The 3,316-nt window shown below is 33.4% G+C and carries 4 protein-coding genes; 1 reads left to right on the top strand and 3 read right to left on the bottom strand.

Annotation, left to right across the window (positions count from 1 at the left end):
* Nucleotides 1-168: 168 nt before the first annotated feature.
* From D8M03_RS17325 to D8M03_RS17315, 3 genes are all read right to left on the bottom strand, one after another.
* Entirely contained in the window at nucleotides 169-1,038 is an 870-nt protein-coding gene (locus D8M03_RS17325) for a YitT family protein (RefSeq protein ID WP_121216024.1), read from the bottom strand.
* A 277-nt stretch (nucleotides 1,039-1,315) separates the two neighbouring features.
* Nucleotides 1,316-1,900 carry a nitroreductase family protein gene (locus D8M03_RS17320; protein WP_121216023.1) on the bottom strand — a complete coding sequence of 195 codons (585 nt, stop codon included), beginning with the start codon at nucleotides 1,898-1,900 and terminating at the stop codon, nucleotides 1,316-1,318.
* 25 nt (nucleotides 1,901-1,925) lie between these two features.
* Entirely contained in the window at nucleotides 1,926-2,255 is a 330-nt protein-coding gene (locus D8M03_RS17315; protein ID WP_121216022.1) for a hypothetical protein, read from the bottom strand.
* Between the two features lie 245 nt (nucleotides 2,256-2,500).
* Between D8M03_RS17315 and D8M03_RS17310 the strand changes: the two genes are divergently transcribed.
* A complete protein-coding gene (locus D8M03_RS17310) occupies nucleotides 2,501-3,049 on the top strand; it encodes a DUF420 domain-containing protein (protein WP_121216021.1) in 549 nt (182 codons plus the stop codon).
* Nucleotides 3,050-3,316: the final 267 nt, after the last annotated feature.

Below are 3,316 nucleotides of genomic sequence, written 5' to 3'. Positions count from 1 at the left end.
AAAAACAAGGCGCAACCTTTTCGGAATGTTTGTCAAGAGCGATTGTCATCTCGTTCGAAGAGTAATTTTGAGCCTAATACTTTGTGATTTTCAGTTTTTCATAGAAGTTTTTACACTACCCCCTTAGATATAAGAAAAAACTAGTGAGGAGTTCACTAGTTTTTTGCATTAATGGATATCTTTCTTTCTAAAGTTACCGCCTCTTACCTCTGCTACATCATAAACAGTAACAAAAGCATTTGGATCAAGCTCATGAATAATTTCTTTCATTTTGCTATCTTCTAAACGGTTAATAACACAAGTAATCTCTTTAAATTCTTCATTTGAATATGCACCACGAACAATATTGTATGTAGCACTTCTTCCTAAACGGTCTCGAATCGTCTCAACCATTTCTTCTGGATGTGAAGTAATAATTTTAAAGGTTTTAGAACCACTTAAACCTTCTTCAACAATATGGATAACCTTTGATGCGATGAAGTAAGCAATACCCGATAGAATCGCTCCTTGAAGACCAAATACTGTAGAAACTACGATGAAAACAAATAAATTTAAGAATAAAATTAAATCACTTGTCCCAAATGGTAATTTTCTCGACAGTAATACTGCCAACATATCAATTCCATCAAGTGCTCCACCATTACGTAAAGCTAAACCCATACCAAAACCTAAGATAATCCCCCCAACAACGGTTACTAATAAAGTATCCCCTTCAATAATCGTTGGGATATGATGCATTAATGATGTTCCTACCGCTAATGTTGCTATTCCTAAAACTGAATAAATGGCAAAGCTTTTCCCGATTTGCTTATATCCTAACCATATAAAAGGAATGTTTAGAATACCAATTAGAACTCCTAATGGTAAACCAAAAAGTTGTGAACCAACGATACTTAAGCCTGTTACTCCTCCATCAGATACGTTGTTAGGAATGAGTACCGCTTCTAAACCATAAGCCGCGATAAATGCCCCAAGCATAATCATTACAGATTTTGATATGATTTTAACTACTTTGGGTTTTTGTTTTGTGTTTCCCATTAAGTTTCCTCGTTTCGACCTAGAATATATGTATACAAAATTGAATTGCTACAATATTTATTATAAAAGTATCTACCCTATTTGAAAAATCAAAAGTATAAAAATGTAAAACTTTTTATTCTTGTGGAAATTTACCCATTATAACAACCTGCAGCAACTTTTAATTTGAGTTCCAGTCAAAAATTAAGAAATAAACAATAGCTTTCAGAACCAGAAACAGTAGCCATCTATTTTTGAATTCCTGAAAGCTAATTTAAATAGTTATAAAAACCCTTTACTAATCTTCACCTAGTTGAATAGGATTAGTTATCACTGTTAATTTTTCTTCAATGGACGTACGTTGCTGTGCTTTCGGAATCATATCTGGATAACCAATTTGCATAATTCCCACAACTTTCTCTCCTGATTTTACACCAATTTGTGCATGAAAAGTTGGTGAGTAGATAGTTTGGTCTGTATTCCATAGCATACCAATCCCACGTTCCCAAGCTACTAATTGAAAGTTTTGAATACACGCACTTACCGCAGCAAAATCCTCTTCAAAGATGTTTGGTCGCGGATCTACTTGCATAACGACCACAACAAATGCAGGAATCGATAATAAGCGTTCAAACTTTTCTTGATTCATTAGTCTTGAAAACTTACCCTTTTCTTTTTCATTTTTTAAAATTTCAGCTAGGTGCTTCTTACCCTCATCTAAAAATGCAATAAAACGCCAAGGCTCACGCATCTTATGATTAGGTGCCCAAACTGCAATATCTAATAGTTCCTTAATCAATTCTAATGTCACTTGATCTTTCTTAAATCTTTTTATCGTTCTACGTGAGCGTATTACTTCTTCAATTGTCCATTTGGTTTCCATATTTATTTTCTCCTGAGCCTCATTTTTAAGCATCTGTGTTATTTTCCATATCTTTTTTAATTTTCGCGTATTCTTCAAACTCATAAAGTTCAAACTGTTGTACAAACTCAGCGATTATCTCTTGAGTTGCTTTTAACTCTCCAACAATAATCGGATTAACAGATTGTAACTCCGGTGTTTCCAATTGCTTTTTTAATGTATCTTGCTTTGTTTCTAAATGGGCTAAAAACGTAATTGCACGCTTGCGTCGAAACGTTTTCGCACCTTCTGCTTTAATTTCTACACTTTCGGCACGATGTCCATGATGTCTACCTTCATGCTGTCTATGTTGTCCTCTAAATCCTTCACGTCTCATAAAAACCCTCCTTTTGTATACAAGGGTATACAAATTATTAATCAAATTGTATACGTATGTATACCTACTCGTCAATAAACTTTGCATAAAAAAAGCACAATACTTAGCAGCACCGCACTCATGCAAAGTTTGTCGAAAGGATGACATTTTCCATTTTCAAAGGAATTCGAATCCTTTTATATTGCTCTTTGAAGATAATTTTCTTATGCTAATTTAAAGGCATTAAATATAGGAGTGGGAAACGTATGAATAGTAATATTAACAATACTAACCAACGCAATTATAATCCGCTAATTTGGATTTTATCCATTGTAATTATTGGTGTTATTTTTGCAACGTATTTTATACCAAAAAGTCCAGATAACACAATTTGGGGTGTTGAATTAACAGTATTTCCTTTGGCGAATGCAATCTTGAATAGCTTTACTTTTATCTTTTTATCAATTGCACTGTTCATGATTAAAAAGGGAAACATTAAAGTTCACCGCAATTTTATAATTGCAGCATTTGTTTCAACATTTTTATTCTGCGTCTCTTATTTAACGTATCACTCTCTAGCCGAGTCTACTAGCTATGGCGGAGATGGTATTTTGAAATATATTTATTATTTCGTCCTTCTAACACATATTGTTTTAGCAGCCGTGATTGTGCCACTTGCACTCATCACACTTGGTAGAGGATTAAATATGAAGGTAGAAAAACATAAAAAAATTGCACGTTGGACAATGCCACTTTGGTTATATGTTAGTCTTACTGGTGTATTGGTTTATTTATTGATTTCACCATACTATTAACTGCAAAAAGGAGGTGTCCAAAAAGTAATAATTTTTTGGACACCTCTTTTCTTTCTTGATAAATATCTCTTATGAATTATTGTTCCTGCGGTAGTCGAAATAAATTTCCACTATCCTCGTCACAAAGGAGTTGTCTCAAAAATGAATTTTCAGACAACTCCTTTCTTACGATTAGTCAAGTATATTTAAGTTATTTCTTTTATTTTAATGAATTAGTTTTAGAAGGGAGGGGTACCCCTCCCTTCTAAAACTAATTTTTTCATGCCG

Origin of the sequence: Ureibacillus endophyticus (genome assembly GCF_003628435.1) — a bacterium.
In the GTDB taxonomy this organism is placed as follows: Bacteria; Bacillota; Bacilli; order Bacillales_A; family Planococcaceae; genus Ureibacillus; species Ureibacillus endophyticus.
This window is presented reverse-complemented; position numbering and strand designations above follow the sequence as displayed.

What these genes read in the sequence shown, in the direction of transcription:
- D8M03_RS17315 (WP_121216022.1), bottom strand. Translation starts at nt 2,255, where the DNA reads ATGAGACGTGAAGGATTTAGAGGACAACATAGACAGCATGAAGGTAGA.
- D8M03_RS17325 (WP_121216024.1), bottom strand. Translation starts at nt 1,038, where the DNA reads ATGGGAAACACAAAACAAAAACCCAAAGTAGTTAAAATCATATCAAAA.
- D8M03_RS17310 (WP_121216021.1), top strand. Translation starts at nt 2,501, where the DNA reads ATGAATAGTAATATTAACAATACTAACCAACGCAATTATAATCCGCTA.
- D8M03_RS17320 (WP_121216023.1), bottom strand. Translation starts at nt 1,900, where the DNA reads ATGGAAACCAAATGGACAATTGAAGAAGTAATACGCTCACGTAGAACG.